Source organism: bacterium, assembly GCA_030654305.1.
GTDB lineage: Bacteria > Krumholzibacteriota > Krumholzibacteriia > LZORAL124-64-63 > LZORAL124-64-63 > PNOJ01.
This window is the reverse complement of the sequence record JAURXS010000217.1, coordinates 1-1,729: the sequence shown is the minus strand read 5'-3', so window position 1 is coordinate 1,729 and position 1,729 is coordinate 1. Positions and strand designations below refer to the sequence as shown.

The window sequence follows — 1,729 nt, the reverse complement described above, 5'->3', positions numbered from 1 at the left end:
CCGGTCAGCCGGGCCATGACCTGCTGCAGTTCCGCTTCATCGCCGGTGGCGGCGGTCGCCAGGAAATCCCCGGCCACCGTGCCGCGCAGCGTGGTCGCGCGGCGGCCGCGATGGAGGATCTCGACCTCGCCGTTCTTACGGGCCCGGAACGTGAAGCCGAGGTCGTCCATCAGTTCGTCCCCGCCGACGCGGCCGGCGAGTCGGCCGCCGCGGCCGCCAGCATCTCGCAGAGGGCGCGGTAGCCGGCGTTCAGGGGCGAGCCTTCGGCGTGGAACTGCACGTCGAGACGGCGGCTGCCACCGGCGGCGCGCATCTCGAAGCGGTCGAAGTGCAGGCCGTCAAACGCCTGCGCCATCGCCGGCAGGGCCGGGGCGGCGTGGGTGCGCATGGCAGCCCGCCGCGCCAGGTCCTCGCGCCACTGGGTCATCGCCGCCCCCCGCGCGAAGAGCCAGGCGTGCCCCCGCGGCACGCACAGGTCGCCGCGCGGACGCTCCAGCATCTCCCGCAGGACCGCCTGGTCCGAGGCCAGCACCAGGAAATCGCGGCTGACGGCCAGCGCGGGCCCAATCGGCAGGGCCGTCATCTGGAACTCGCCGACCTGCTGCGCGGGCAGGCTGCGGATCAGGCCCATCATGGGCGTGTCCTCAGAGCCATCATCGCCGGCGGTCTGTCCGGCCGCCAGGCCGAGCAGCAGGTCGCGCAGGGCGGGGCCGTCGCGGGTGGCGACGGCCAGGACCACCGCTGGCACGCCGCCGGCGGCGCTCTGCAACTGCATCACGTCGATCTCGCCGGCGAGCAGCGGCAGCAGGCGGCCGCGGATCGGAATGCCGGCGAGTTCGGGCTCACCTTCCTCGCCGAAGCTCAGCCACGCGGCCTCCGGTCCCGTCGCGGGCCGCGTCAGGAACGGCAGCAGCGCCTCCAGGCTGCCGGGGAGATTCTCCAGGGTCGCGAACGCCAGCACGTCATCCTCGCGGACGTAGCGCGCGAAGCGGCAACGGCCGTCGCGCACGCCGCTCAGGGCGGCCAGGATCCCGCCGTCCGCGCGGGGATCCAGCTCCAACTCCAGGCTCGCGCACGAGCGGTCCACCGACGACCGCGAAACGAGACGTAGCCGGTCCAGGGCCCGCACGCCGCTGACGCCCAGGAAGTCCTCGAAGTCGCGCGTCGCCTGCGGCTCCTCGCCGCTCATCGCCGCCCGCAGCAGCGGCAGCAGGTCGTCCCGCACCCGGCCCAGGTCCACTTCGTAGGCGCTGTAGGCGTCCGCCCGCAGGAAGGGGCCGTCGGCGGCCGTCGCGGGCAGTCCGCCGCACAACATCGCCGCGACGATCATCGGCCACCATCGATGTGACATGCGGGCCATGGGGATCCTCCACTCCTGGACGCGACCGATCAGGATGCGGCCGGTGGGTTCCGGTCGAACCTGCGGTTGCGGTAATTGTCGTAATCGGGCACGAGCCGGTCGTACTCGCCTTCCATCAGCGGCGACGAGATCATGAAATCGGCCGACGCCCGGTTGCAGGCGATCGGGATGTTCCAGACCACGGCCATCCGCAGCAGGGCCTTGACGTCCGGGTCGTGGGGCTGCGGTTCCAGAGGATCCCAGAAGAAGATCAGGAAGTCGATCTCGTTGCTGGCGATCTTGGCGCCGATCTGCTGGTCGCCGCCGAGCGGGCCGCTCTGCAGCTTCTTGATGGCGAACCCCAGCGCCTCCTCGAGGGCCTTGCCGGTC

Annotated in this window: 2 protein-coding genes; both read right to left on the bottom strand. The window is 72.1% G+C overall.

The window, feature by feature from the left end:
• Nucleotides 1-169 precede the first annotated feature (169 nt).
• Nucleotides 170-1,360, bottom strand: a complete 1,191-nt coding sequence (locus Q7W29_05845) for a hypothetical protein (GenBank protein ID MDO9171335.1) — start codon at nucleotides 1,358-1,360, stop codon at nucleotides 170-172.
• A gap of 29 nt (nucleotides 1,361-1,389) precedes the next feature.
• A partial coding sequence (locus Q7W29_05840) for a methylglyoxal synthase (protein MDO9171334.1) occupies nucleotides 1,390-1,729 on the bottom strand: 340 nt, incomplete at its 5' end.

Coding starts and splice junctions, on each gene's coding strand:
- Q7W29_05845 (MDO9171335.1), bottom strand. CDS start 1,360: ATGGCCCGCATGTCACATCGATGGTGGCCGATGATCGTCGCGGCGATG.